This window comes from Enterococcus sp. AZ196, from assembly GCF_050498845.1.
Lineage (GTDB): Bacteria > Bacillota > Bacilli > Lactobacillales > Enterococcaceae > Enterococcus_A > Enterococcus_A murrayae.
This window is the reverse complement of record NZ_JBIPAM010000002.1, coordinates 45,324-71,721: the sequence shown is the minus strand read 5'-3', so window position 1 is coordinate 71,721 and position 26,398 is coordinate 45,324. Positions and strand designations below refer to the sequence as shown.

General features: G+C 41.0%; 23 protein-coding genes and 1 riboswitch. Of the genes, 11 read left to right on the top strand and 12 right to left on the bottom strand.

Annotation, left to right across the window (positions count from 1 at the left end):
- Genes dhaL through IGI67_RS18105 form a run of 3 tightly spaced genes read left to right on the top strand, consistent with a single transcriptional unit; the run spans position 1 to position 2,402 of the window.
- Positions 1-645 carry a dihydroxyacetone kinase subunit DhaL gene (gene dhaL / locus IGI67_RS18115; protein ID WP_429958718.1) on the top strand — a complete coding sequence of 215 codons (645 nt, stop codon included), beginning with the start codon at positions 1-3 and terminating at the stop codon, positions 643-645.
- A 19-nt stretch (positions 646-664) separates the two neighbouring features.
- Positions 665-1,477, top strand: coding sequence for a transketolase (locus IGI67_RS18110; RefSeq protein WP_429958717.1), 813 nt, complete (start codon positions 665-667; stop codon positions 1,475-1,477).
- Between the two features lies 1 nt (position 1,478).
- Entirely contained in the window at positions 1,479-2,402 is a 924-nt protein-coding gene (locus IGI67_RS18105) for a transketolase family protein (RefSeq protein WP_429958716.1), read from the top strand.
- A gap of 40 nt (positions 2,403-2,442) precedes the next feature.
- On the opposite strand, the gene IGI67_RS18100 is transcribed toward IGI67_RS18105, so the two are convergent.
- From IGI67_RS18100 to IGI67_RS18090, 3 genes are all read right to left on the bottom strand, one after another.
- Positions 2,443-2,898, bottom strand: a complete 456-nt coding sequence (locus tag IGI67_RS18100) for a pyridoxamine 5'-phosphate oxidase family protein (protein WP_429958715.1) — start codon at positions 2,896-2,898, stop codon at positions 2,443-2,445.
- Positions 2,898-3,497, bottom strand: coding sequence for an ECF transporter S component (locus tag IGI67_RS18095; protein ID WP_207109942.1), 600 nt, complete (start codon positions 3,495-3,497; stop codon positions 2,898-2,900). Before IGI67_RS18095 ends, IGI67_RS18100 begins: the two co-directional genes overlap by 1 nt.
- Positions 3,498-3,625: 128 nt before the next feature.
- A riboswitch (FMN riboswitch) is annotated at positions 3,626-3,740 on the bottom strand.
- An 88-nt stretch (positions 3,741-3,828) separates the two neighbouring features.
- Positions 3,829-4,248 (bottom strand): N-acetyltransferase family protein, encoded by a 420-nt coding sequence (locus tag IGI67_RS18090; RefSeq protein ID WP_429958714.1) that lies wholly within the window; start codon positions 4,246-4,248, stop codon positions 3,829-3,831.
- A gap of 282 nt (positions 4,249-4,530) precedes the next feature.
- Here IGI67_RS18090 and IGI67_RS18085 point away from each other — a divergent pair, with 282 nt between their 5' ends.
- The 4 genes from IGI67_RS18085 to IGI67_RS18070 all read left to right on the top strand — a co-directional run bounded on the left by IGI67_RS18085 (position 4,531) and on the right by IGI67_RS18070 (position 9,044).
- Positions 4,531-4,824 (top strand): PspC domain-containing protein, encoded by a 294-nt coding sequence (locus tag IGI67_RS18085; protein WP_429958713.1) that lies wholly within the window; start codon positions 4,531-4,533, stop codon positions 4,822-4,824.
- A gap of 209 nt (positions 4,825-5,033) precedes the next feature.
- Positions 5,034-6,761, top strand: a complete 1,728-nt coding sequence (gene liaX / locus IGI67_RS18080) for a daptomycin-sensing surface protein LiaX (RefSeq protein ID WP_429958712.1) — start codon at positions 5,034-5,036, stop codon at positions 6,759-6,761.
- Positions 6,762-6,777: 16 nt separating this feature from the next.
- Positions 6,778-7,068 (top strand): PspC domain-containing protein, encoded by a 291-nt coding sequence (locus IGI67_RS18075; RefSeq protein ID WP_207109946.1) that lies wholly within the window; start codon positions 6,778-6,780, stop codon positions 7,066-7,068.
- A gap of 419 nt (positions 7,069-7,487) precedes the next feature.
- Positions 7,488-9,044, top strand: a complete 1,557-nt coding sequence (locus IGI67_RS18070) for a helix-turn-helix domain-containing protein (protein ID WP_429958711.1) — start codon at positions 7,488-7,490, stop codon at positions 9,042-9,044.
- A 166-nt stretch (positions 9,045-9,210) separates the two neighbouring features.
- Here the strand turns inward: IGI67_RS18070 and IGI67_RS18065 are convergent, their stop codons facing one another.
- From IGI67_RS18065 to IGI67_RS18050, 4 genes are all read right to left on the bottom strand, one after another.
- Positions 9,211-9,966 (bottom strand): response regulator transcription factor, encoded by a 756-nt coding sequence (locus IGI67_RS18065; RefSeq protein ID WP_207109948.1) that lies wholly within the window; start codon positions 9,964-9,966, stop codon positions 9,211-9,213.
- Complete coding sequence (locus IGI67_RS18060) at positions 9,963-10,727, bottom strand: sensor histidine kinase (protein WP_429958710.1); 765 nt, start codon at positions 10,725-10,727, stop codon at positions 9,963-9,965. The genes IGI67_RS18065 and IGI67_RS18060 overlap by 4 nt, the downstream gene beginning before the upstream one ends.
- 684 nt (positions 10,728-11,411) lie before the next feature.
- A complete protein-coding gene (locus IGI67_RS18055; RefSeq protein ID WP_429958709.1) occupies positions 11,412-12,020 on the bottom strand; it encodes an accessory gene regulator B family protein in 609 nt (202 codons plus the stop codon).
- A 91-nt stretch (positions 12,021-12,111) separates the two neighbouring features.
- Entirely contained in the window at positions 12,112-12,474 is a 363-nt protein-coding gene (locus IGI67_RS18050; protein WP_429958708.1) for a LytTR family DNA-binding domain-containing protein, read from the bottom strand.
- 359 nt (positions 12,475-12,833) lie between these two features.
- On the opposite strand from IGI67_RS18050, the gene IGI67_RS18045 reads away from it, so the two are divergent.
- Together IGI67_RS18045 and IGI67_RS18040 are read left to right on the top strand one after the other, a co-directional pair.
- Complete coding sequence (locus IGI67_RS18045) at positions 12,834-14,015, top strand: NlpC/P60 family protein (RefSeq protein WP_429958707.1); 1,182 nt, start codon at positions 12,834-12,836, stop codon at positions 14,013-14,015.
- A 217-nt stretch (positions 14,016-14,232) separates the two neighbouring features.
- Positions 14,233-14,664 (top strand): hypothetical protein, encoded by a 432-nt coding sequence (locus IGI67_RS18040; protein ID WP_429958706.1) that lies wholly within the window; start codon positions 14,233-14,235, stop codon positions 14,662-14,664.
- A gap of 110 nt (positions 14,665-14,774) precedes the next feature.
- Here IGI67_RS18040 and IGI67_RS18035 read toward each other — a convergent pair whose 3' ends face one another.
- From IGI67_RS18035 to IGI67_RS18020, 4 genes are read right to left on the bottom strand one after another with little or no spacing between them, the layout of a single operon-like run.
- Positions 14,775-16,319, bottom strand: coding sequence for a family 43 glycosylhydrolase (locus IGI67_RS18035; protein WP_429958705.1), 1,545 nt, complete (start codon positions 16,317-16,319; stop codon positions 14,775-14,777).
- Positions 16,316-16,993 (bottom strand): beta-phosphoglucomutase, encoded by a 678-nt coding sequence (pgmB, locus tag IGI67_RS18030; protein ID WP_429958704.1) that lies wholly within the window; start codon positions 16,991-16,993, stop codon positions 16,316-16,318. The genes IGI67_RS18035 and pgmB overlap by 4 nt, the downstream gene beginning before the upstream one ends.
- Complete coding sequence (locus IGI67_RS18025; RefSeq protein ID WP_429958703.1) at positions 16,986-19,811, bottom strand: family 78 glycoside hydrolase catalytic domain; 2,826 nt, start codon at positions 19,809-19,811, stop codon at positions 16,986-16,988. The genes pgmB and IGI67_RS18025 overlap by 8 nt, the downstream gene beginning before the upstream one ends.
- Before the next feature lie 11 nt (positions 19,812-19,822).
- The gene (locus IGI67_RS18020; protein ID WP_429958702.1) at positions 19,823-21,514 is read right to left on the bottom strand and encodes a glycoside hydrolase family 3 protein; all 1,692 of its coding nucleotides are present in this window, start codon (positions 21,512-21,514) and stop codon (positions 19,823-19,825) included.
- 278 nt (positions 21,515-21,792) lie between these two features.
- Between IGI67_RS18020 and IGI67_RS18015 the strand changes: the two genes are divergently transcribed.
- Positions 21,793-22,809, top strand: coding sequence for a helix-turn-helix domain-containing protein (locus IGI67_RS18015; protein ID WP_207107559.1), 1,017 nt, complete (start codon positions 21,793-21,795; stop codon positions 22,807-22,809).
- A gap of 18 nt (positions 22,810-22,827) precedes the next feature.
- Here IGI67_RS18015 and IGI67_RS18010 read toward each other — a convergent pair whose 3' ends face one another.
- Positions 22,828-23,790, bottom strand: coding sequence for a helix-turn-helix domain-containing protein (locus IGI67_RS18010; RefSeq protein ID WP_429958701.1), 963 nt, complete (start codon positions 23,788-23,790; stop codon positions 22,828-22,830).
- A gap of 115 nt (positions 23,791-23,905) precedes the next feature.
- Between IGI67_RS18010 and IGI67_RS18005 the strand changes: the two genes are divergently transcribed.
- A complete protein-coding gene (locus IGI67_RS18005; RefSeq protein ID WP_429958700.1) occupies positions 23,906-26,299 on the top strand; it encodes a sugar-binding domain-containing protein in 2,394 nt (797 codons plus the stop codon).
- Positions 26,300-26,398: the final 99 nt, after the last annotated feature.

Sequence of the window (26,398 nt, the reverse complement as noted above, 5' to 3'; positions counted from 1 at the left end):
ATGAGTGAAATGGTGTTAGATAAACAATTCTTTGCAGATAGTTTAGCAAAGATGGCAGAACTCGCGGAAGAAAATCGTGACTACTGGACAAAACTAGATTCAGATATCGGCGATGGTGATCACGGAATCAATTTAAGTATCGGTTTTCGAGCAGTGAATGCCAATTTGCAGGACAATTTGGAAAAAGCTGATGATGTGACCACCTTATTGAAGAAATCGGGCATGTTGTTGCTAAGTAAGGTCGGGGGAGCTTCTGGTCCTCTGTATGGCAGTTTCTTTATCAAAATGGGGAAAGATGCCGCAGGAAAGGCTGAAGTTTCATTTTCTGAATTCGCTGATATGTTAAAAAACGGTGTCGAAGCCGTGCAACTGCGGGGAAAGGCTGAAATTGGCGACAAAACAATGATCGATGCGTTACAGCCAGGAATCGATTATCTGGATGCACACAAAGATGATGCTGATCCAGTCGCTGTGATGGAAGAAACGGTAGCGATCATGAAGCAAGGTGCAGAATCGACCGTTCCTTTGATTGCCAAAAAAGGCCGGGCGATGCGTTTGGGTGAACGTGCGGTTGGGCATAAAGATCCGGGATCGGAATCTTCTTGGATGTTGATGAATGTCTTTCTCGAGGAAATGAAAAAATAGAGTTGAATGGAAGATGAAAATGGAAAAGTTAGAAAAAAAGGCACTTGAACTGCGAGAATGGATCATTCGAGCTCTAGCTTCCGCTGGTTCAGGTCATCCAGGCGGCTCATTATCGGCGATTGATATTTTAACCGTCCTATATTATCAAGAAATGGATATCACATTGGACAATTATGATCAAAAGGATCGCGATCATTTTATCTTATCAAAAGGGCATGCGGCGCCGGCGCTTTATACGGTGTTGGCGGATAAAGGCTTTTTCCCTAAAGAAGATTTGCTGGATTTGCGAAAATTCGGTTGTCATTTACAGGGACATCCGGATCGGATCAAAACTCGGGGTGTCGATACTTCCAGCGGTTCTTTAGGCCAAGGATTATCGATTGCGAATGGGTTAGCTTTAGCGCAACGCTTAGATAGGATTGAAAAGAAAGTATATATCCTGCTTGGCGATGGTGAGCTGCAGGAAGGTCAAGTGTGGGAAGCGGCTATGACTGCGGCGCATTACAAATTGAATAATGTCATAGCTTTTGTTGATAATAACGGGTTGCAGATCGATGGAACCAATGATGAAGTGATGGGCGTTCAAAATATTGGCAAAAAGTTCGCGGCCTTTAATTGGAACGTTCTGACAGCCGATGGACATGATTTTGCCTCATTGACACAAGCAATCAGTCGGGCGAAAAACTATAATGAAGGACCAACTGTCATTGTTTGCCAAACGAACAAAGGAAAAGGCGTCAGCTTTATGGAAGACCAGGTAGGCTGGCACGGAAAAGCCCCTTCTCAAGCAGAAGCGGAACAAGCATTAGCAGAGTTGAAGGAGGCGTTTTAACGTGAAAAAAGCGACAAGACAAGCTTACGGCGAAACGCTGGTGAAGCTCAAGGATCATAAAGATCTCGTAGTGCTGGATGCAGATCTGTCAGCGGCTACCAAAACAGATATTTTTGCCAAAGCGGCACCAGAAAAATTTTTTAATCTTGGAATCGCGGAAGGTGATATGATCGGAACAGCTGCAGGATTAGCGCTAGGTGGAAAGCGTCCTTTTGCCAGCAGCTTCGCGATTTTCGAGGCAGGCCGAGCTTATGAGCAAATTCGTAATGCGGTTGCCTACCAAAAATTGAACGTGACAATCGCTGCGACCCATGCTGGAATCACTGTCGGTGAGGATGGTGGTTCGCATCAGGCGATCGAAGATATTACACTGATGCGGGTGATTCCCGGAATGACGATCCTTAATCCAGTCGATGATCTGGAAACAGAAGCGGCAATTGAGACGATTATGGAACATGAGGGTCCTGTTTATCTAAGATTAGGCCGATTAGCTGTTGAAAGAGTTCATGAGACGAAACAATCATTCGTGATTGGTAAGGCTGAGACCTTGGTAGATGGAAATAATGGTACGATTATCGCAACAGGATTGATGGTGCAGGAAGCGTTAGCCGCTGCGAAAGAGCTAGCGGAGCAAGGGATCAACGTTCGTGTATTGAACTTTTCAACCATCAAACCTTTGGACGAAGAAATGGTTTTACAAGCAGCCAAAGAAACGCCTTGGATCATAACTGCAGAAGAGCATAGCGTAATTGGTGGACTTGGCAGTGCAGTTTCTGAATTCTTATCAGAAAATCAGCCAACGAAAGTCGTTAAAGTTGGTGTTCAGGATCAGTTTGGGCAATCAGGCAATCCGGAGTTGCTGAAAGAACATTATGGATTAACGGCAAAGTGTATTGTTGAAAAAGCGAAACAATTGGATCGTTAATCAAAAGGAGATCAAACGAAATTTCGTCTGATCTCCTTTTCTAATCATAATTCACAATCTCAGCTTTTTCCTGCTCAAAATCAATAAACAGTTGAAAGCCATTGTCATCTTTGTCTTGATCCCAGATTTCTACCAATTTGGGTACCACTTCGATTAGAATTTCACTGTCCTTGTGAGGATAGGCATTGTAGCTCTTTTCCCAGTGTTTTTGATACAAGGTTTGAAAAGAGCGGTCCTCTTGGTCGACAACTAATCCATGATTAATGGCGATGCCTTCGATCTGAACGCCCCAGTGACAGATCGCCACTTGGGGATTTTCGAGCAACTGTTTGGTTTTACGAAAGTTCTTATCTGTTTTGAATAAGATTTTCTGATCATGGATAATGACGCTGACATTCCGAACCATGACATGATCATTCAGGCTGGTAGCCAGAGCCATGATCTTTTTTCTTCCGAGCTTCTGATAGAAGAGCGCAACTGCCTTTTGAAATTCCACTATAAAAACTCCCGTCTAAGAAAAATTGCTCGCAGGCGATCCAGAGAAAAATAGACGACTGCGGTAGTGACGCCGTATTTGATCAAATTAAACGGTATGATCCCGATTATGACTAATTTCCACACGCTGTCTACCATCGGATTGACTGCTTGGGTCATCGCGATAATCGCTTCCATCGACAAGCCATACAGCTTCGTGTAAAAAGGGATGATAAAATATACATTTGATAAGCAGGCAACAAAAGTCACAACAGCAGTACCGGCTAACATGCCCTTTAAGGCGGATCCCTTGTTCATTGAACGCTGATAGATCCAACTAGCGGGTAAAATAAAGCTGACACTCAAAAGAAAGTTTTGGATTTCTCCAGTAAACATCGAAGCCGTTCCGACTGTGGCTAGTTTGATCATGAGTTTGATCAATACGATGAAGATACCCGAAACAGGTCCCAGCAGAAACGTTCCTAATAATTCAGGAACACCCGCCAAATCAAAATCCATAAACGGCGGCATGAACGGCAGCGGGAACTTGAAGAGCATCAACACATAGGAGAGCGCCCCAAAAATCGCGATCATCACTAATTTTCTTGCAGTAAATTTCATTTCAACACACCTTTCTTAAAACATAAAAAAGAACCTTACAACAACATTTGCAAGGCACAGTCAAAGTAGAAAAAGGGTGTATTGATTCGTCAAATAGCGTTTGTTATCTGAACGATCAACAAACACACGCTTTTCTTCTTCCATCCAGACTGTACTGTCGGTCTCAGAATTGCACTGAGTCAGCCAAAAGGCTCGCGGACTATCACCGCCGGTCGGGAATTAAACCCTGCCCTGAAGAACTTATTGTGTTTATTTTCACATGTTTTTAATCCAAATGCAAGCGTTTTTTATGTCTGAATTCAGATAAGTTGGATTTTTACGGAAGAAATGGCTAACGATAAATCATGTTCCAATACGCCTCATGGTCGTTTACTTCCTCGAGCTTTTCCCAGCCTTCCTTTTCATAAAAAGTCAAAGCCGGGGTGTTTTGTGATACGCATTTCAAACTCATCGGACGTTTTAACTGCTGTTTGGCTTTTTCCAAGAGCTGGTGTCCCGTTCCTTGTCCTTTAAAATGAGTGTCGACAAATAAGCAATGAATGAAATTATCTGGCAGATAGAAGGAAATGAAGCCAAGAATTGTTTTATCTGCCTCTGCGACAAAAATCGATTCGTCCTTTGTATCGCGGTCGAAATCTGTTAGGTGCATTTGTTTCGGATCACTCCAATAAAAGGTTTTTTGGCGACTTTCCAAGTAAAGCTTCTGCAGTCTTGGCTTATCTTGTGGTGTTATTTCGCGAATCTGAATCAAGCAAACATCTCCTTCTGATCATAAAAGCTTTCATTGATTAAAAAGCATTTTAACAGTTTTTTGATAAATCTCAACAGTTAGGCATGATCAAGGAGCGTTATCATACTAAATAATTAGAGCAAAAATACGTCTTTCGCCCTATGACGAAGTAAAGGAAATTCTGCATAATAAGGACATAAGATAAAAACACATCGCAAGTGGGAAGATCGAAATGAACGAAATCTAAAATAAGATGGGATTCTCGAAAATAGTGTTTTTGGAAAATAAAGGAAGAGAGTGAACATGATGAAAAAAATGACGAAATCACAAAACAATCGAGTATTGACAGGAACAATAGCGGGAGTCGCGGAATATTTTGGGATCGATCCTACCATTGCACGAGTGGCATTTGTTTTCAGCAACTTTTTCTTAGACGGCGCACCGATTTTACTGTACTTCGTATTAATGGCAATCATGCCAAAAGCAGAAAGCCGCAATCAATCTTACGAACGTCCGTATAGTCGTCCGGAGCGTCAGCCTAAGCGTCAACCCAAGCAAGCAGAGACAACTGCTGACGATGCGTGGAGTGACTTTTAATTAGAAAAACAAGGATTGTTTACCATCAATCTTACTATATAAATTGAAAGAGTGGGCTGCTAAAAAAGCGATCCACTTTTTTTTATGAGTCGGGCAAGGGGCAGCAGGTGTTGAGAGAAAGGAAGAAAGATAGTCCTTTCGACCCATGACGATTAAAAAAGGAATGTGCATAATAGAGTTACAGAACATTTCGTTGAGGAGAGATTAGCATGAATGAACGGGAAAAAATCTTAGAATCGATTAAAAAAGGCATCCTTTCTCCAGAAGAAGGGTTAGATTTGTTAGAAAGTCTAGGTTTAAAAGACACAGAGACCCAAACGAAAGAAACAGCAGAGGACGTAGTAGCCCCCGTAGCTGAATCAAATGAACCGATAGAGCTGGAAAAAGCTGTTGAATCTGAAGAGATACCAGAAACTGAAGCAAGTACAGCTTCTGAAGAGAGCTTCGCAACCGAAGAAGAACCACAATCAGAAGAGTTCACCTATGAAGAAACAACTGCTTCATCAGAAGTACCAGAATTTAACGAGACTTCTGAACAGGAACCTGAGATGGAAGCAGAAACCGTTGAAGAAGCGCTCCAAGAAAATAATCAGCCCTCCGACAGTGTGGCCAGTATGATTGATGAATGGGAGAACAAGGCGGAGCCTGAAACGAAGGAAACAGATCCCGTCAGATCGAAAATCGATGAGTTTGATCTGGCACTGCAAACTAAAATTGAAGCTCTTCGAGAGAAAAAGGAAGAGTTTAGGGAACTAAACCTTGAGGCTGAATTAGGAATTATCTCTGCGGAGAATGAAGTGATATATAAGCAAATGAAAATTGAGCTGAAGGAACTAGAGGAAGAAATCGAATTGCTGAAGCACGAACGAAAAGCAATCGACGAAGACCTTTTCGCATCTCCAGAGAGACCATATGTCTCAGATGGCTTTTTTGAAGTACCTGATGATTTTGAGGAACAAAAGTATCGTCCGATGGATCGCCCTCAGGTGGAACCGAATGACTGGGCAAGCCGTATCGGACGGGTCGTAAACAAAGCGGCTGGAAGAGTCTCTGATAAAGTGAACAATGATTTTGATTGGAAAAATATCAATCAAAAATTTTACGGGACAGCCAAGACACACTTCAGTCATCAATTTACTTTTGAAGATATCGACGCGAAAACCATCGATATCAAGCTTGCCAAAGGAAAGATAATTTTGAAGACGTGGGAAGATGAAACAATCAATGATGTCAAAGTAGAAGCATCCGCAGCTTTGCTTGGTCAAATGGATGAGCCGGATCCGCTTGATGCATTCTTAGAGCGCAGCCGAATCGATGTGAACAACTACCAGATATTATTCCACGTACCAAATAAAAGAGTCGATGCGAAGTTAACTTTCTATTTGCCAAAACGACAGTACAATAATTTATCGCTGCGCTTATTGAATGGAGACTTGATGATTGACGAGCTTGCCGCAAAAAATACAGCAATCAAGGCGACCAACGGGACGATCCTAATCAAAGAGCTCGATGCTTCGATGCTTGAATTTGAAGGAACAAACAATCAGGTTGAAATCCGCGAAGGTCAAATTTTAGACGCATCGATCGAGACTGTGACTGGAACGATTATTTCAAGAGCAGATGTCGTTCGATCGGAATATTCACTGATCAACGGGGACATTAAACTAACGGCAAAAAATGACGACTTGAAAAAAATCGAGGCACAATCGGTCAATGGGGACGTCAAAGTATCATTGCCGCAAACCGTTGGGATTGAAGGTTCTGCTAAAACAGGAATTGGAACCATCAATTACCGCTTTGCCAATTGTGAAACAGTCCAGGAACGAAGCGGGGACACACAAAAAGTTTTGCATTTTCAACGAGCCGCAGGAGGAGCGGCCCAAATCGAGGTTTCTTCTAAGGCAGGAAATATTTTCTTGAAGGATTATGATAAATAGAAGGGAACAACCAAAAATGAGAAAAAGAATGACGAAATCACAAACGAATCGCATGCTGACAGGTACGATTGGAGGGATCGCGGAATATTTTGGAATCGATCCAACCATTGCCCGAGTTATCTTTGTATTCCTCAGCCTGGTTTTAGCTGGAATGCCAGTCTTCTTTTATATACTGCTAGCACTAATCGTGCCAAGAGCAGACAGTCGCAATGCTTCTTACCAACAAAGTTATGAGCGGCCTAAAAAAACAAAAGCGCAGCGTAGACGGGCAGAAGCAGAAGAAGAGGAAAATTGGAGCGACTTCTAGTCCAATATCTTATGCCCAACAATGAATCACGGCGTTTCACAGGACATCCTTAGTTTTTAGGGATGTCTTTTTTTGTTCTTTTTAAGATGAAAAGTGAAAAAAATCAAACCAAGCGGCCATATAGAACATAATAAAATTAATGCTTCCCCTCTGTTAGATTATTCATAATTAAAATTCAATTAACAATATATAAGTTCTTTAATGTTGAATTTAATAAAATTATTGCTAACTATGTTTGAAAAACACTAGGTAGATGGATAGAAAAAGGGTAGAATAAAAATGATATGGGCACTTCCAAATAAAACACTACCGTTATTTTATTTGTTTTAGAAAGAATATTGTTAGTTTTGACGTAAGGACGTTTAAGAGCATAGTCACCATATACTCATATCAACTTTAGTTAATTTGGAGGAGAAAGAATGGATTTTCGCCAGGTTTTAGGAGTAAGCAATCGACGTAGATTAAAATTGATTGAGCTATTGTATTATAACCGAGATGGCACACCAAGTGAGAAGCTCACCAGTGAGTTGAAATGTTCATTACCGATTTTATTGAGTGACATTAGTTTGATAAATGCGCAGCAGAATAAATATTTTTTGGTTGAAAAGGACAATGGCTTGTACCAAGTTAAGCTCATGGAGGACATCAGTATTGGAAAACTCTACGCTGAAGCGCTGACTCATTCGCCAGAATTTCAAATTGTTGAGAAGCTGTTGTATGAGGAGCATGACAACATCAGCACTTTATCAAAATCACTGTTTTTGAGCTCATCCAACGCACAACGCTACTTAAAAAAACTAGAGCCTTCTTTAAAAAAGGCAGGAATATATTTATGTTATCGACCACTGCGGTTGGAAGGTGAAGAAAGCACAATACGGCACTTTTACTACCGCTACTTCATCGAAAAGCATTATTCCTTGAAGACCGTGCTGCCTAATTTGAATGATTTTCAGCTGCGGTCAATTGAAAAATTTGTACAGGAATTTGTTTCGATTAACGGTTTGTACAAAAAGCATATTTTTCAAAAACGTTTGACCTACACGATTTTTATCAGCCTATGGCGAATGAAGAATGGGCATTATTTTCCTGCAGAAGCCTTGCGGACAGAAGGCTTATTGTTGCCGGATAGTGAGACGATCATCCCTTTTAAAAGTCTAGTGTCTGATGTTTTTGGTCTATCACTAACGGATGAAGTCATGCGGGATTGCTTGTGGCTGTCCTATTCAGATGCAGTCGTCTTCAGTAAAGCCCACAGAGAACAGGCTCTAGCGGATAATTCACGGTATCGTCAATTGTTTAAGAAGCACCTGACGCTGACGAATGCGTTTATGAAATTAATGGGAGATTCCCCCGAGGAAGAACGAGTGCTAGAATTAACCACGACTCTAGTAAATGCTGTTTATCTTTATGATGAGAGGGGCGAGTTTGTCTCCATCCTTCGAAAAAATCGAACGATCTTTTTGAAAATGGTGGAGATCATGCATCAGCACGCAGTAGAGAAGGTCACAGAAATCACGAAAACCTTTGTTCAAACCTATGGCATCTATCAAAATAAGGACTTCATTACTAATTATGTCTATCTGCTGCTGACAGCCGAAGTCGATAGTTTGGAACGATTGGCTTCTCAGGATCAGATCCTTCATCTGTTGTTGATTTCGGATCTTTCGCCAACGGAAGAGGAATTCATCTCGAAGGTCATTACCCAGATTGTTTACGGGAACTTTGAAATCCATCATTTTGAGGACATTTGGGATGGCGATGAAGAGCTAATAGAAAAAATCTTGACCTACGATGGCTTGATTACCACCGGATCAAGGGAAGGATTGCCCAAAGAATTTCCTTTAGTTTCGATGGACCCATATATCACACCACAATCAATTGTCGCGATCCAAAACCTAGTCAATGAATTGTCCGAAAAGCTGTTTAAAAAATCCTTAGCAGAAAAAGAAAGTTTTATGCGAGAAATGGCTGATTAAGGGATGAGAGGTACTAGAAGATAAGAGCTTCTACCGATTGGTGAAATCTACGACTTAAAACAATTAAAGCCGAACGACCATATACTATCATAATGGATAGGAATAAGGGCGTTCGGCTTTTGTTTTGTTAAGTATTTTTCAATCAGTTAAGAGAAACTATCCCGTTTTAACTGTTTAAAAAAAGATGATTTATAGCGTTCATTTTCTCAAGTGCCGGCTTTATTCTTCTGCGAGAAATCGCACAGGAATGAATCATATCGAAATAGACGGCTCCTGCCGCGCGATCAATCTGAACAATGTTTTCCAAATTCACGACGTAAGAACGGTGTGCTTTAAAGAAACGCTCGTCCAATTTCTCGATTTCTCCAAGAGTGGCATAAAAATTAACTAACCGAGATTTACAAATAAGACGGATCTTATGAGAAATATCAGTGGTCTCGAAGTAAAGAATATCCGAAAAGGGTACCTGGAAATTACTGTGCTGATTGCTAAAAAGAAACATCTCTTCCTTTTTCTCAGTCGCTTTAGTATCCAAAAGATTTTCGAAGCAATCAATTAAATGCTGCTTAATTTCGTCTATTGGACTGTCTTTAGCAATAAAATCATAGGCGGAAACTTTATAAGCATAAGTAATTGGTGCAAATTCTGAATGGGTCGTGATAAAAGCAATGACGCCATGAGGATCCATTTTCCGAATCTGACTAGCAATCTCTAATCCCATCTTCTTTTCGCCGTTAATCTCAATATCTAGAAAATAAATATTTTGATCCACGGTTTCTTTTACCTTTTTTAACAAGCTATCTGGTCTATCAGTAGTAACAATCGACTTTGCTGACCAACGTTTTTCTAGCAAGATTTCTCGAATAACCAGCTCCAAACGCTGTTGGTGTAAAATGTCATCCTCTAATAAAAAAATATTCATCTTGGAAGATCCTCCTTGATCATCAAAATTTGTCGAAATATGCCATCCTGATACTCTGTTTGTAACGAGAGGTTAGTGTAGTTCTGAAGAATTGATTGGACAGTCGCTAAACCAAATCCTCGATTTTTCCCTTTTGTGGAGTAATCCTTATTGAAAATCTTGACGATATCAATGGATTCATCAGAACAAGAATTTTCAATCGTAAGTTGGATTTCTTGATTTTCCTCGTTTTTCAAAAAAACAATCGTCATAAAGGGACTGGCTGCTTTTTCAGCTGCCTCGATCGCATTATCCAACAAGATGGAAACCACCCGTACATAATCCAAAATCTCAATAGGCTCCTCTTGAATAATATCATCAATCTCAAGATGGACCGAAATGTTTTTCTGAAAGGCCTGAATGATATGAGTCGAAAAAATTCCTTTTATCGGCAGAGTTTTTAGGTTGTTCAACTTAGCCAACGCGAAGTGTTCATCGTCTAATACAATGCCTTCCGTAGTCAATACTCGCTTATACGTATCCTCAATGACCGTTAAATCCTTTGTTTTGATACTCTCATTTAAACTGATCAACACATTATGATAATCGTGTCGAAACCCTCGCAATTCCTCATACATCGTTTCGATTTGCTGGACATAAGAAGTAAGGTCAGCTAACTGGCTGTCCTTTAATCGTTGGATACGCTGTTTGTCGAGCTGCCGAGTTTTCATATTCAAGTATTTTAACAAGACCATAATTGTCAGGATGAAGAAAACAATCATATATTCTCTTATCGGACTGTTTCCATCAAAGTAGTTAACCTCTATCCAATAGCTTAAAAATTGAACTGCGCAACATATGGATAAAAGTATGTTGAGTAAAAGTAGGAAACCTTGATTTAACTCTTCAATATGAACTTTTAAAAAATCTAAACTGGATCTCATTAGGTGTATGAGAAAAGCATTGCATAAAAAAGCTAATAGGGGAACAACAGTTGTATTGAGTAGAGAAGTATTAACTTCAAAAAAACTATTCAAATAAGCAAAATTATTAAACAGGTTAACAAATAAATACCCAAATAAAGAAGTTGAAAATATCGAATAAATACTATAAAAGTACAATAAGTTCTTATTCTCATTTTCACGCGTAAAGTATCCATACATATAAAGGCAAAAGACATTTGGAATAAAGAGAAAATATCCCAAAAGTGCATTTCCAATAATCATAATTACATAGAATATTAGTATAAATGGGATGGAAATTTTTGTTTTTGAAATGCACCAATACACAAAATAGAAAGAGAGAACTTGTGCAAATATCGTCAAGAAGTCTATGACTATTTCTTGCATTTATTTAAATGCTTAATTTTTGGATTGGTAGGCTCAAAAAAGCCGAATGGACAGTGGGCAAAAACTGTAAAAGCGAGTGAACTGACAAGTAATTTTGAAATAATTTTTAGTAGGTGGTTATGGTTGGTTTTGATAGTTTTCATAGTTTTTATAGCTCCTTTTATTTATTTTATATAATAGTGGGTGAATCATAATGATTTCCACTAGTAAACCCGTAATTAGTAAAGTGCTTATTTGGCTATCTGCAAAGAAAAGAGATATACAAATAATAGATATGGCACTGATTAAAGCCAATGTTTTTTTCCTTTTTCGTTCGCTTACGCTAACTAAAGGATTCTTTTCTGTGTCCGCTGGTGCATAGCGAAAGACGCACCACAAAATAATCAGAGACAGAACTAGTATCCAAAAAGTAGGAAATATAAAATTTGTTTTTTGAAAAATTAAAGGGATGCCCACGAATGTAACTATCCCGAAAATAGAGCAGTTAAGAGAAGATTTTGCGTGCCATCCATTAGCGTGCCATCTCAAAAGAACGTAGGCCAAGTTCATAATAAAAGTTTCAAAAAGTAAACCTAATAAAAAGGAAATAAGGTAAACCTGAATACTTTTGAAAATATTACTTAACAAGATTTCTAATGAGTATTGGACGTTTTCAAACTCTTCCTCAGTCATAAAATTTTGCGCTCGCAATTTATCTAATATAAATATTGTGAAATTATGTGTCATTCTCAGCTACCTCTTGTGATATAGTCCTCATTACTTTTTGATTGTAATCCATTTTGTGATTTACTACAATTCAAATCCCATTTACAGATAGCTATAACACTTCTTGTTCTGTAAATAAAATTTCCTTCAATGATTGCTTTAATGGGACATATTTTCTCCTTGAGAAGGGACAATTATTGTTAGAAGAGTCATCCAAAAAGTAAACCCGTCGTTCGTACTTATTGATTTCGCGAATAGTTAACAGGTTAACGACAAAGGAGCGATGACAACGAAATAACCAGTTCTGATCTGCGTCTTCGTAATTGTTCAAATCTCCTGTACAATAATGTGTCCCTTTTTTAGTCACGAAACATAAAGAATGATCCTTTGTGTCATCTACTGTGATATAGAGTAACTCTGTAGCTTGTATAATAATAGTTCCTGTTTTTGTTTCTAGAATAATCGGTGCTTTCATATGAAGAGACCTCCTTATCAATGATTTTAAAGAATTTCTTTCACTTTGATAAGGGGTATGTCGTGAATGGTCGGAAATCAGTCGCGAACGGTCACGAATTATCCTCAAAGGCGCTCAAAATATATTATGGATGCTTGGAATTAGTCCGATTTTCAAAATTTGAGAAGTCCGAATGAAGAAAATTGAGTAAGCAAGGGGGTGAAAAGACCGCGTATTTGTTGTACAATAGCTGTTGTAATTAGTTATTTTATATAGTTGAAAGAATTGAAAGGTTTGGATTATTGATTTAGTTAAATCGATAAACATTCAACTACTACTATTCCGCTAATTAAGTCTATAATAAAAACAGGAGTTATTTTATGAAAAAATATTCAGGCCTATGCTTATTTACTGCTACGTTATCAGCACTCAGCTGTATTACCTTGGCGACCACAGAGCTTGCGAATGCTGAGGAAAATATACAGACAGAGACAAGTACTGCAACCAGTTTGAGTACCGAAGAGAATACGAGTAAATTAATTAATTCAGAACAAACCACCAGCTCTGCCAATCTGTCTGATGAGAATAATCAGCAGCAGGGGAAGGCGGCATCAACATCAAATGAACTGGAAGAAACGAAAGCTGCACAAGCCGGTTTTTCCCAACAACAATTTGAACAGATTATGAATATTCCTAAATTAGCCGCTGCGGATCTACCTCCAATGCCGCGAGCGACAGGTCAGCAAAATTCTGTTGTCTCTAAAGCAAGAGAGCAGATTGGCAAGCCGTATGCCTGGGGGGCTTCGGGTCCTAACGCATTTGATTGCGGAGGATTGGTCAAGTATGTTTATAAGCAGGCTGTGAATGTTGACCTGCCGATGGGGACGATTAATCAGGAGAAGTACGGGACAGAAGCAAGTATGAGTGATCTGCAGTCAGGAGATCTGCTTTTTTATGGCAATCGCGGCGCGACCTATCATGTGGGAATTTATATCGGCAATAATCAAATGATTCATTCACCGCAACCAGGACAAACGGTTACGGCGGTTGATATTAAATATTTTTATCCCAACTTTGCCAGAAGAATTCTAAAATCTGCTGGTACTGATCCCAATGTTTATCCTTCGACAGACGGGCAGGCTTCAAACGAACGCTTTATTTTTAGAATGTATAACAAAAATGATGGTCAGCATCATTATACGCAGTTAACCGGTGAAGCGGTCAATTTGATTAATGTTGGATGGAATTATGAAGGTGTCGGTTGGGTGTCACCTGCAACAGGTGCTTCTGTTTACAGAATGTATAATCCTAATAACGGCAGACACCACTATACTCCCCATGCTTATGAAAAGGATAATTTAGTAAAAGTGGGCTGGAAATATGAAGGTGTTTCCTGGTATACAGGTGGGAATGTTCCTGTTTATCGTTTATATAATCCCCATGCGGCACCAAGAGAGGACAGCCATCATTATACGCCATTCGCTTACGAACGCGACAGCTTGGTTAAGGCTGGTTGGAAATCTGAAGGTACTGCGTGGTATGCAACAAGAGTGTTAAACTAACTCAATTTATCAAGCGTCTGCGATGACGAAATCGCAGACGTTTTTTCGTTTATCTACCAACTTTTTAAGAAATGAATAAAAAAACTAGCGAAATATAGTGCGTTCAGGACTAAAAAACGACCGTTTAGGATAGTTTGGCTGCTTTTGCTGAAAATTACTCTATAGTTAAGTTATAGAAAAGAGTGTTCAGAATGAAAGTGAGGGAGCCAGTGGGACAATGAAATTTGTAGAACAGTTTGATGCTTGGGTATATCAAACATGGAAGAAATTCAAAGGCTTGACGGAAAAGCAGCAGCAATTCACCTATTGTTTGCTGATCCTTCTCGCTTTCTTTTTAATCAGCCTGATCAATGAACAGGCTGACAACAATGCGATGTGGCTGGATGGAAGCTGGAAAGGTCCATCTGACGTTTATTTGATTAAGAGCAAAAAAGACGAGTGTCAATACTGGGATATTAAGCAAAACGACTTTTTCTTAATGGAAAATGCCCAAATCGCTGTGAACTCATCGAAACGAAACATTGTACTGACAAAAACTAGCGGTAATACGGAATACCACATCATCAAATTAGATAGAAAACGAATAATATTGCAGATTTTTAACAATCAAAAGAAAATAAAAGAGTTGGGATTGGAGAGAAACGACTAAATAAAAAGCCGAATGGGCAAATTGCTTTAGTAATTTAAAGTAAATTGTCCATTCGGTTTCATTTTGTTAAGTATTTTTCAAAACGACCTTTGAGTCAGTAGTGAAATTTTTTACTCTACCTCGATTTTCTGTCGCTGTGCTTTGCTGATGACAAGTTCAGCGTCAGCTAACACATAAATCCCTTGCACATCACCCGTGTTTAGTGCGGCAATCGCTTCATTAGAAAAGTGCAGGGAGCTTGTTTCAAAGCTCAGCTCTTTTTTCCCATCTGTTACGGTGAAGGTTTTTGTCGCTGGTTGATTGATTAATTTGAATTGTTTGGGCATTGATTCAAGCTTGCCTAAGTTTTCTTCGATGATGAGATCTTCGACTTTTTGATAGCGAGAGACAAGAAACTGATTTTCTTGTTTGGTTACCAAGATAGCAGCAAAATGACTGTCATTGATCAAACTCAAAATACCAATTTTCCCATTATTGATGGCGGTGGTGTCTGCAACATCGACAGTGAATGCTTCTGCCTTTTCTGTTTGCCGAATTCCGAGAAAGGCGGGGGTGGCTTCTTGCTCGATAGCTATTGAACGTCCTTTTAGGGTCAAGGTGTCGTTTTGCAAAACGATATTTTCCTTCAGCGAATCACGTAAGCTTAGCCATTCAGGATTTAAAGCAGGCTGTTGGAAGGTATCGCAAAAGGCAACGGCTTTCTGTTCATTGGTTAGAGCACTCTGATGTTTTGGGAAGTCTGTCATATCGACGGTTTCGCTTGGAATCCCGTTATTGATTTCAGGCCATTCGCCTTCCCAGTTGACTGGGTAAAGCAGGGTCTCGCGTCCCATATTGGTAATCTGCTTGAAGCCGATCGTCGAAGGCCGTGTTCCTAAACATGTCAGCCACCAATTTCCTTGCACATCTTGAAACAAGTCAGCATGCCCGATGTTCTGCAAGGGTTCATTTGCCCGATCACGGTTTGTAAAGATTGGATTGATGCTACCTGTATCTTCAAACGGTCCCCAAAGATTTTCTGATTGAAACATCGTGATCATATGTCCTACACCAGTACCGCCTTCAGCGGCAAGAAGGTAGTAGGAGTTGTTTCTTTTTATAATATGCGGCCCTTCAACATCTCGTCCCCCAGTTCCCATACTAATGACTTCTGGTCCTCTGACTATTTTTCCAGTTGAAAGCTCGATTTCTGCTTGCTGGATGGCCTTTGTCCCTTTCTCGTCAATATACCCAGTGAAGGTGACATAGGTCCGCCCATTCTCATGATATAGATCAGGGTCAATCCCCATAATATCAATTTCTACTCGCTGTTTTTCCCAAATGATTTCGTCAGTATCGGTTAAGCGGCCTTTAATAATAAAGTTCTTGAACTCGGCAAAATTTGTTGTAATGACATAGAAATGATCGTTAAAAAAGCGAATACAAACGGCAAAAATTCCTTCATTTGACTTAGCCTTCGATAGATCTGCTTGTTCTTTCGATTCAGTGATTCCAGGTACCTTTGTCCAGTTTAATAGGTCCGTGCTTTTGCTTAATGCAATTCCGGGGAAATATTCAAATGTACTATTGACCATATAATAAGTATCCTTCACTAAGACGATACTAGGATCAGGGTACATACCTCGTAAAATTGGATTTTGATAACTTTCGATCATAGGAAACGCTCCTTTTGCCAGAGACTATAGCTTGTGCGAATAGTCTCCAATTTTAATTCAGATGTGGTTAGAAAGGGAAGGTTAGCGGACTTCAGTTCAGGATTAGCTCCAACTGCAACTGAGAATGCGCCGATTTCATTGATAGCAGTAATTCCGGCAATGGCATCCTCGATTCCGATACATTCTGACGGATGGAGGTCCAGTGCTTTTGCTGCAGCGATAAATATATCTGGAGCGGGCTTGCCGCAGGGAACCTTACTCGGATCAGCAATGGCATCAAAAGCTTCGCTCAACGCCAATTTTTCCAAAATGACTGGGCCGTTTAAGCTAGCTGAGGCTAATGCGAGCTTCACGTGATGCTGCTTTAGTTCAGCTATGAATGTCGTGATCCCCGGTAGAATGTTCTTAGGGGACAACTGCTTTAGCGAGTCCTTGTAATGTTCATTTTTCTCCAGCAGTAATTGGTGGAACATACTATCGGAAACGGCAACATCAAGATAGTTCAGAATAACATTTAGCGAATCGCTGCGGCTTACTCCCTTCGTTTGATCCTCTATACTTGGGGGCAGTTCGGCAGCAAAGTAATTTCTTGCAAGATCTTGCCAAGCCTTGAAGTGCAAATTGGAGGTGTCAGCAATGACACCATCCAAATCAAATAGAGCGCCTTTAAACAAGAGAAACTTCCTCCCGTTCACTTAGAATAGGCGTCGAGGCCAATACTTCATTAATTTGCGCAAGCTTTTCCGGTGAAATTTGAATAAAAGGTAAGAGGGTATTCAGTTTAGTCAATGACATAGTACCCAATCCACCTTGAACAGCACCCGGATCGGCTCTAAAGAAATTTAATATAGGGTCAATTGCATCGATCTTTTCAACCAGCAGCGCATCCGCCATGATTTCCGCCGCCGTTGTTTCGCTGTGATAATGTTCGACGTAATCTTCAGAAGGAACATAGCTGATCGCATACGTACCGCAGGAAAGAGAGAAGTGTCCGTTGGTTTTAAGCTCGCCGTTTACTGTAACAGAAGCATTTTCGGATCTAGGCAATTCAACATTCACGGTAGTGCCAAATGGGACAGTCAAATGGATGTTGATTGTGTGTTCCTTGTCTGCTTCGATTTGATAGTCGGCAGCGATTCTTCCATAAGGTGTGTCGAAATGCCCACTGACTTGTTTCAAACGATAATCGAAAAGCGGCGCAAACGTCATTTCTTGATAGCCGGGTTTCGTATTTTGAATGCCTAGAAGATAATTATAAGCCCATTCCATGATTGCCCCGAAACTGTAATGATTCAAAGAATTCATCCCTTCAGGATTCATCGAACCATCGGGCAGGACGGAATTCCAGCGTTCCCATACGGTTGTCGCACCAAGATTTACAGCATAGAGCCAGCTTGGAAAATCCTCCAAAAGAAAAATCTTGGCGGCTAGTTTATGATACCCATATTGAGAGAGGACCTGACAAATGAACGGAGTACCAACAAAGCCGGTCTTAAGATGGTCGTTGTCTTTTTTTAATCGTGCGACTAGGTCTTTTACGACCCGCAGCCGCTGTGACTCAGGAACTAGTTCAAAATACAAGGCAATCGCATAGGCTGTTTGAGTATCGATTGCTAAGCGGCCATTTCCAGTAATATATTCCTTCACAATCGCCGCTTTGATTTGTTGCGCCTGCTCGTGGTAGTGAGCTGCATCTTTAGGCAGGTTCAAAATTTCTGCTGTATCGGCTACGATAGTACTAGAGTAATAGTAGTAGACTGATGCGATAAAATCTTCTTCTGTTTTTCCCGTTGGCAAGGCAGGGTTTTCACCATCTAACGCCAGCCAGTCTCCAAATTGAAAGGTCCCAGTCCACAAATCATTGGTGTGGCTGTTCTTTTTGATCCATTCGACCCAAGCCTTCATAGCTGGATAATTTTGGCGCAAGATTGCAGGATCACCATAGCTTTGGTACATATTCCAAGGGATAATCGTTGCTGCATCCCCCCAGACGGCAGCGCCGCCGTCAGAATTTCCCATTGCCGGGGCATACATAGGCACCATTCCATCATGCAGTTCTTGTTCGACTGCAATATCTTTTGCATACTTTTTGAAGAAAGGGAAGACATTCATATTCAAGGCGGCCGTTTTGGAGAATACTTCAGCGTCGCCTGTCCAGCCTAGCCGTTCATCCCGTTGCGGACAATCAGTCGGGATGTCTAAGAAGTTTCCTTTTTGTCCCCATAAAATATTTTCAAAAAGACGATTGACCTTTTGATTGGTTGTCTCGATTTTTCCTGTTGTTGCCATTTCAGAATAGATGACCGCTGCTTGGAAGTCGTCCTTCATCAATGATTGGGTATTTCCTTCGACTTTTACATAACGATAGCCATAAAAAGTGAAGTGAGGGCGTACCCATTTTTCCTCACCATCAGAAATGTAGACAAAAGCCGCTCGTGCTTCGCGCAGGTTTTCCCGATAAAAGTTGTCCTTTTGCAGGATTTCTCCCATTTGAAAGACAAGCTTAGTGCCTTTAGGTTCTCGGTTATAAAATTCCAGCCAACCCGTTTGGTTTTGTCCAAAATCAAGGACCTGTTCGCCAGCAGGTGTTTCAAGAATTTCTTGAACAGACAGGCGTTCCATAATTTTTATCGGCAAACTTAAGCGGTCTTGCAGAAGGGACTTCTCTTTATTTAATACAATAGCTGCTTGCCAATCACCAGGTGTCTTCGTGTCATCTAGGTCTTCACCATAATAAATTTCAGATTTTGTGACATTTCCGCTAGTTGTCAGCCAGGAATCGTCCGTTGTGATAATTTCACTAGTACCGTCTGTATAATTTACATGATATTCAGCAATCACACAGTGCTGGTCGCCATAAATGTTCGCCTGTCCACCGTCAAAGCCCAAAGTTCCTTTGTACCAGCCATCGCCAGTAGTGAAAAGCAACTCATGGCTATTGGTCCCTTGGAATGCTTCGGTAACATCGTAGGTTTGAACTTGAACCCATTGATCATAGGCTGTGACACCTGGGGTGAGGTACTCGTCACCGACTTTTTCACCATCAATAGAAGCTTCATAAATTCCCAAACCAGTCGCATATAAACGCGCGCTGGCTACTTTAGCTTTAGGAGTGAAGGAGCCTTTAAAAAGTGTGTTCTGAATCGTTTTATCTGGATGAGCAATCCAGTCTGCCTGAAACGCTTCGTCCATTTTACCGGTCTCAAAAAAGCTTGTTTTGGAAAAATGGTTGTTATCTGCATCAGAAAGTGAAATCTCCACATGATAGCGAGTACGTGGACTCATTTTTAAGGGAACGTCAAAATAATTATTTTCAAACGGCTGTTTCTCGCTTTGATAAACGGGCTGATTGTAGTCATTCGTCCAAATAGTTACTTGTTTGTTTAGTTCGATAAAATGATCAGCGTCAACGATAAACTCAATTCGTAAATCATCCAGCTGAAAACCTACAGGCTCGGTCATATGATTGATTAAAATACTTGAAATCTTCATTTTTCACACTCCTAAAATAATTGTTTAGCGGTTAAGTCACCGCAAAATGGGTCAACCGGGCTGATACCCTCAAAGGCTTCCGTTCCGGTCATTTTTCTAATGACAGCGTCAATGCTTTCCTTATTTCCAGTATAGGTGTTGATGTAGGTAGATACGGCTGGAATATCAAATAAATGATAAGGATTAGCAGTAGAAATAAAAATCGTTGGGATCGACTTCATGAACCATGGCGCATCAGCGGCCATTAAATGAATCCAATCTAAGCGAGTCGTTGTTTGATTGCTGGCGGTTTCGATATTGGCAATGTAAAGTGCTAAATCAAACTTTTCCTTCATTTCAGCGACGCCTTCCTCAAAAATCTCATGGAAGTTCAAGTGCTGCCGGTCATATAAGCTCACTTCAAAGCCAAGGGACTCTAGCTGACTTTGAAAAAGCCCTGAGACCTGACCGCCTTCCTTGAAGCCGCCATCATCTGAATCCCCTAAGACGACCATGCGAATTCGCGGATAGCGTTTCACTGTTATCGGCAGCAGCTGATCACGATCCTTAACGAGAGTGACTGATTTTTTTGCTGCGGCGGCTGCTTTTTCCGCGTGTTCCTCAGTGTTTAAATCTAACGTTTCAGGTAGCTTAGAATCAAACAACCCCTGAGTCAGCTTAGTTGCGAGTATTCTAAGAACGGCTTCTTCGATACGTTCCAGCTTCAGCGTGCCATTTTCTACTGCTTTTTTGATGAAGGCGTAATCCTCATCGATATTTTTATTGAAAAGGATCATATCGATTCCCGCATTGATTGTTGCTGGCAGCAGCTCTTCACGAGGCAGAATCGCATTGTAGCCGATCATCGGTGTAGCATCGGTGATCGCTAATCCGTTAAAGCCCAATTTGTCCCGCAACAGTCCGTCAATCAAGAGTTTTGAAGCAGAAGCAGGTTTTAAATCCGCGTCCGCTATTTCTGGAGACAGATTTCTTTCCCAAGCCGGTTGCAGGATATGACCGATCATGATACTGGTAACCCCTTGGTCGATGAAGGTTTGATAAATCTTTCCATAGGAGTCCATCCATTCGTCAGCGGTTAAGGAGTTGACTGTACTTAACAGATGCTGGTCACGCTCATCGACACCGTCACCTGGAAAATGTTTGATGACAGGCAAAATACCATTTTGCTCAAGCCCATTGATTTGGGCCGCTGCCATTTGGATGACACGCTCTTGGTCGCTGCCAAAGGTTCGCGTGTTCGTGATAGGATTGCGGAAATTTTTATCAATATCAACAATTGGTGAAAACGACATATTGCAGCCAACCTGAGCGGCTTCGTATCCGGCGACATTGCCTAGTTCGTAAGCATGGGTTGGGTCATTCGTTGCTGCGATTTGCAGCGGCATTCCGAACCAAGTGCCTTCAGAAATAATTCCATTTCCGCCAGATTCCAAATTTGCCGAAAAGAATAGGGGAATCTCACTAGCTTCTTGAGCTGTAGCCAATTGCCGCTTGATTTTCTCTGCTGAAGCAGGGCGATACATCATCCCGCCAGGACGATAGGTTTGAATAAATTCGTTAATGTCTACTTGATCCTCGTCTTGTCCGATGACAAAAAAGAGCTGTCCGATTTTTTCATCTAAGGACATTTTTTGAACGTTGTCGTGAAGCAGTTGAATTTGTTCTTCTGTTAAGTGATACGGTTTTTTTGCTAGATCTAACATGAATGATAAGCCTCCAATGATTTAAATATACTTGTTCACGCTTTCATTCTAGCCTGGAAAAATAAAGTGAACCATTGCGAAAAAACATCTGAGGTGTGTTCATTTCACTGCTCCTTTCATTTGTCGCCAATTGCGTCTTGCTTGAATGATTCATTCATGAGATAGTTTAGTCGAAGCGCGGAAGGAACATCATAGAAAAAAACGACTTGAGAAAGTTAAACCTGTAATTACTCAACTTATTAAGGAATAAGTGTCTTTTTTTGAGAGGGGATAGGATCGTGGAGAACGAGCTATTAAAAATATTGCAAGAGAAAAATCAACCTCGCAGCTGGGATGAGCTGGGGCCAGAAATGAAGCCAAAGCGTGCAGGTGTGTTGAAAAATGAGCCTGTATATGAGTTCTTTCACACGTTGGATGACTCTTTAGAGGTCAATCCACAGTCAATTGCGATTTCCGTCCAGCCTATAAAATCTTTTATTCCTTACCACATACACGATTATGTAGAAATAATCGTTCCTATCGTGGGCAGCTGCACGGTCATTACGAAAAATGATGAGCTGAAGCTAAGACAAAATGATTTGATTATTATTGGCAATCATACGATCCATCGTGTTGAGCCGATCGAAGCCGAGAGTGTCGTAATCAACCTAACGCTTAAGGACACAGCCTTCAATTTGAACGATTATCATTTTATGTATGAAGATCGAGTAACAAAAAAAGTGTCCTCTTTGCTTTTCTCGTTGCTCTCAAACGAGACTCAAGGAGAAAACATCTACCGTTTGTTTCGCACCCATCAAGATACTAAGATTCATCTGTTGGTGGAGGATATTATTCAGGAATATTACTACCCTGATACTCAATCGAATCAAATCATTCGTTTGGAGCTGCTAACACTATTTGGCCGCTTAATCCGTTCGGCCGCCAATGAACAAGAGGTGATCGCAGGCGTCGACGATACGTCTGTCAATTTATTGTCGCTGCTTTTGTATATTGAAAAAAACTACGCTCAGATTACTTTGGAGGAAATGGCTCAGCATTTTGGGTTCAATCCAAATTACTTATCTTCTTATTTAAAAAAGCACACAGGACTCACCTTCATTAAGCTGGTCCATTTGCAGCGTGTAAATATAGCGGCAGAATATCTGACTTATACAAATGCGCCGATTGAACAAATCGCGCTGAAGGTTGGGTATGAAAATCCTTCTTACTTCTATAAGATGTTTCGCAAAAATTTAAAAATACTGCCAACTGAATATCGTGAGAAATATTCTTTTCATGCAAAAAAAACCGATTGAGCGCCTTCAATCGGTTTTTTAGAGCTTAAATTTTTGACGGTATTGATTAGGGGAGAGACCGGTCTGTTTTTTAAAATAATGATAAAAGTATGCTTCGCTGGAAAAACCTAAACGCTCAGCGATCAGTTGAATGGTTAAATCGGTCGTATTCAACAACTGCTGCGCCTTTTGCGTGCGAATCATCTGGGCATAATTGGCGATCGTCATTTTCGTTTGCCGCTTTAAAAGCCGGTTTAGGTACTCAGGATTGTAGTGCAGAGACGCTTCGATTTCTTTTCGAGAAATATTGCCGAAGCTGCCTTCAATCAGGTGGATCACGCGATTGACCAGGTAATCTTCTTTGGAAAGATCCAGATCAATTTGCTGCAGCGAAAAAAGATTGGTGTTTTCTAATGCATCCAATAAGCGCAAAATCAATCCCCGCTGAAAATAAGAGCGGCCAATCTTAGAAGTAGCCACCTCCAATTGCAGCGAATCAATAATCACATGAAAGCCAGCGCTTTGATAGGGCAGGCATGGGGTAAATTCAATGTAGCTGCGTTTCCATTGAGAATCTGATTGCAGATTTTGTTGGAGAAATTGAAAAATCGGCCCCTCACCAGAGTCGTTTGACAACAGTTCCCTCAATAAAGTCGGCGATAGGTTTAAAAATACTACATTACAGCCATCCGAGAGAATCTCCCGATGCAAAATCTGTGTGTTCAACAAACAGCCTTCACCCGCACGGAAAACATATTCCTTATCTTCTATAAAGTTCGTCAGTTCGCCTTGCAAAACATACATCAGCTCAAAGCTTTGATTTTTATGTAGCGCTTGGTATTCTTCATCCTCAAATGCGACGATTTCGCCATCCTGCACTTTCGTATAAAGTACTTTTTCACCGATTTTTTGCTTATAAAAAATAGCGATGGGCGTATGGGTTCTGATCTGAGGGATTTCTGCATCGTTAGAATGAAGCTCAGAAAAAGGATTTTTTGTCATAGGACACCTCCAATAGGTCGGGAAAATGCAGTAAACGTTTTCTTGAAGTCGGTATTTTTGATTATATCACACCGGCAGACTAACTAGAATGAAGAATATCAGAGGAGGAACACAGATGCGAGATAAGAAAAAAATAAATCAGCAATGGCTATTTCATTACGGAGAAGTCGGAATGCCTAAAAAGACCGCTAAAAAAGCGCATGCTTTAGGAGGCTTTACCGCACCGTTGAATGAAGAGGCTGGAAAGAATGTGGAATATGGTGCAGGAGGTGAACATTTCTTAAAGCTGATTGCCCGAGGCGATGCGACTCAAGGATTGAAAAATCTGGCTGGAACAGACTTTGATTCTGCACTAGATCAAAGCTGGCAAGCAGTCACGCTTCCTCATGATTGGAAAATCAGCCAGCCTTACAAGCAAGACCCCGAGCTTTTAATGTCCGGTTCAAAAGAAGACGGCATCGGCTATTATCGCAAGACCTTTATGTTGTCAGATCGTTATGTTGATCAAAGCAGAATCATTTTGCATTTTGAAGGGGTGATGCGCTCTGCGGATGTTTGGCTGAATGGTGCTTACTTAGGTCATAATGATAGCGGATACACAGAGTTTTCTTTTGATATTAGTGAAATGGCTAGGTATGGGGATGAGGGCACGAATGTATTGTTGGTAAGAGCGGATACGACCACTGGGGCAGAGGGCTGGTGGTACGAAGGTGCTGGAATCTATCGAGATGTCTGGCTGGAATTTTTACCGCTAACGTCATTTGATCAGTCCGCTGCCTACATTTATACAAAAGAAGTCAATGCTGAGCAGGCTGTTTTAGGTGCGGAGGTATGCATAGAAAATCATTCGCTGGATACCGTCGAGGTCGCACCAACGATCAGAATCAATGAGCAGATCCTTCAGCTGGGAGTACAGATGTTACAGCCCTTTGAAAAGAAAACTATAACAGAAACCTTTACTCTGCCGAACCCAACACTTTGGACTCCAGAAAATCCCTATTTATACGAAGCCGTTTTTCAAATGGAAACGGATGAATGCCGCAAAAAGTTTGGTATTCGCACATTTAGCTATGATACACAAGGCTTCAAATTAAATGGACAGACCTATGAGCTGCGCGGCGTTTGCGAGCATCAGGATTTTGCGGGTGTGGGTGTGGCTCTGACCCAGGATATCATCGATTATAAAGTAAAAGTAATGAAGGAAATGGGGGTCAATGCTTGGCGTAGTGCGCATCATTTTGCTTCTGAAGAATTGCTGGAGGCCTGCGATCGCTTTGGGATTATTCTAATGAATGAAAATCGTTTGCTGGAAAGTACGCCGTGGCGAATAGCCGATCTAGAAAGAATGGTCAAAAGAAGCCGTATGCATGCTTCGATTGGTTTTTGGTCTGTGGCAAATGAAGAGGTCATCGGCAACACGGATCTGGGAAGCCGAATCGCTAAGAAATTGGTTCGCTGCATCAAGCAAAACAATTATGAAAGCCTCGTGGTATCGGCCGAATTGCTGAATCCAGAAGGGATAGTTAACGAAAACTACTTGGCAAATTATGATGTATTAGGTGTAAATTATCCCGAAGCAGATGCGATGGGACCAGGCGCAATCAAGATTAAGGAACAGCATCCGGAGCTTCCGATCATGAGTGCGGAAAGTGCCTCCTATTTTTCTACTAGAGGCATCTATAAAGACAATGAAGAAAAATGCCAGTGCTCCAATTTTGGTTCGTTGTTTTCAATGATTCTGCCTGGAAAGCGCCAGCCAGAGGAACCAGGCGCCGGAGGAACCGCTAAACCTGAAAGAGTATTGAAGTATCTATCTCAACATCAGTATATGGGAGGCGTCTTTCTTTGGACCGCCTTTGACTACTATGGGGAGCCTTCACCATTTGCTTGGCCAGCTATCTCTTCTCAATTTGGCATCGCTGATTTGTGCGGTTTTCCTAAAGATTATTACTATTATTATCAAGCGTTTTGGAAAAAAGAGCCTGTTCTTTATATCATGCCTCATTGGAATGAAGAGGGTCTTGAGAAAACTGCTGATGGCCTTGTGGCGATTCGAGTGTTCAGTAATGCTAGTGAAGTAGAGCTTTTCGTCAATGAAAAAAGCTTTGGGAAAAAACCAGTCGCTGAGTGTATAGTGAATTGGGAAGTCCCTTATCAGGCAGGGAAAATAAGTGTGGCAGCTTATGAGAATGGTCAAATCGTTGCTGAAGCTAGCCATGAGACCAGCACTGCGATACAGTCAGTTAGAAGCGAGAAAGTGTTTGAAGGAGCAGAGTATACGCTCTATAAATTAGAGGGAATCGATGAGCAGCAGCGTTTAGTTCCTACGGCAGATGAGCTGTTAGCGATCCGTGTCGAAAACGGTGAAATCGTTGGATTAGCCAATGGAAATCCAATAAATCAGGCTGCCCACAGCTTAGAAACGATTCGTCTATTCCAAGGAAAGGCACTGGCGATCGTTCGTACAGCAGCGAAGCATGCTCAAGTGACGGCAGTGATTCGAAACTAAAGTAGGCAGCGGAAAAGCCATCTATGAAAAGACCACAAAGCGCATGAATTTTGCATATGGTGAGGCGGCTTTTTCTAGCCTATACTTTATTCATTGGTT

Bases quoted from the DNA above. Each gene is read 5' to 3' on its own strand.
- dhaL (WP_429958718.1), top strand. From the start codon at position 1: ATGAGTGAAATGGTGTTAGATAAACAATTCTTTGCAGATAGTTTAGCA.
- IGI67_RS18110 (WP_429958717.1), top strand. From the start codon at position 665: ATGGAAAAGTTAGAAAAAAAGGCACTTGAACTGCGAGAATGGATCATT.
- IGI67_RS18095 (WP_207109942.1), bottom strand. From the start codon at position 3,497: ATGAAATTTACTGCAAGAAAATTAGTGATGATCGCGATTTTTGGGGCG.
- IGI67_RS18085 (WP_429958713.1), top strand. From the start codon at position 4,531: ATGATGAAAAAAATGACGAAATCACAAAACAATCGAGTATTGACAGGA.
- liaX (WP_429958712.1), top strand. From the start codon at position 5,034: ATGAATGAACGGGAAAAAATCTTAGAATCGATTAAAAAAGGCATCCTT.
- IGI67_RS18075 (WP_207109946.1), top strand. From the start codon at position 6,778: ATGAGAAAAAGAATGACGAAATCACAAACGAATCGCATGCTGACAGGT.
- IGI67_RS18070 (WP_429958711.1), top strand. From the start codon at position 7,488: ATGGATTTTCGCCAGGTTTTAGGAGTAAGCAATCGACGTAGATTAAAA.
- IGI67_RS18065 (WP_207109948.1), bottom strand. From the start codon at position 9,966: ATGAATATTTTTTTATTAGAGGATGACATTTTACACCAACAGCGTTTG.
- IGI67_RS18060 (WP_429958710.1), bottom strand. From the start codon at position 10,727: ATGATTGTTTTCTTCATCCTGACAATTATGGTCTTGTTAAAATACTTG.
- IGI67_RS18055 (WP_429958709.1), bottom strand. From the start codon at position 12,020: ATGACACATAATTTCACAATATTTATATTAGATAAATTGCGAGCGCAA.
- IGI67_RS18050 (WP_429958708.1), bottom strand. From the start codon at position 12,474: ATGAAAGCACCGATTATTCTAGAAACAAAAACAGGAACTATTATTATA.
- IGI67_RS18045 (WP_429958707.1), top strand. From the start codon at position 12,834: ATGAAAAAATATTCAGGCCTATGCTTATTTACTGCTACGTTATCAGCA.
- IGI67_RS18040 (WP_429958706.1), top strand. From the start codon at position 14,233: ATGAAATTTGTAGAACAGTTTGATGCTTGGGTATATCAAACATGGAAG.
- IGI67_RS18035 (WP_429958705.1), bottom strand. From the start codon at position 16,319: ATGATCGAAAGTTATCAAAATCCAATTTTACGAGGTATGTACCCTGAT.
- IGI67_RS18025 (WP_429958703.1), bottom strand. From the start codon at position 19,811: ATGAAGATTTCAAGTATTTTAATCAATCATATGACCGAGCCTGTAGGT.
- IGI67_RS18020 (WP_429958702.1), bottom strand. From the start codon at position 21,514: ATGTTAGATCTAGCAAAAAAACCGTATCACTTAACAGAAGAACAAATT.
- IGI67_RS18010 (WP_429958701.1), bottom strand. From the start codon at position 23,790: ATGACAAAAAATCCTTTTTCTGAGCTTCATTCTAACGATGCAGAAATC.
- IGI67_RS18005 (WP_429958700.1), top strand. From the start codon at position 23,906: ATGCGAGATAAGAAAAAAATAAATCAGCAATGGCTATTTCATTACGGA.